The sequence below is a fragment of the Stenotrophomonas sp. SrG genome, from assembly GCF_050031795.1.
Lineage (GTDB): Bacteria > Pseudomonadota > Gammaproteobacteria > Xanthomonadales > Xanthomonadaceae > Stenotrophomonas > Stenotrophomonas rhizophila_A.
In genome coordinates this window covers 1-232 of record NZ_JBNBBE010001621.1, presented here as the reverse complement: position 1 = coordinate 232, position 232 = coordinate 1, and the positions used below count along the sequence as shown (strand labels likewise).

1 protein-coding gene is annotated in these 232 nt (G+C 75.9%); it reads left to right on the top strand.

Annotated features, from left to right (window positions below; genetic code table 11):
• On the top strand, positions 1-232 hold a 232-nt coding region (locus tag ACQG3P_RS24855; RefSeq protein ID WP_426806533.1), incomplete at both ends, for a PAS domain-containing protein.

Sequence of the window (232 nt, the reverse complement as noted above, 5' to 3'; positions counted from 1 at the left end):
CACGACATGATCGTCGTGCGCGCCCGCAGCGGGGGGATCACGTTCTGGAACCGCACGGCCGCGCAGGTGTACGGGTGGGCGGCCGCGGCATCCAGCGGCCGCGTGGCCGATGTCCTGCGGTCCACCCGCTATCCGCAGGCACGCGAGGCAGTGGCAGCCACCCTGCTGCGCCGGGGCAGCGGGGAAGGCCGGCTGGAGCTGCGCACCCGCGACGGCGCCTGGCGCGTGCTGG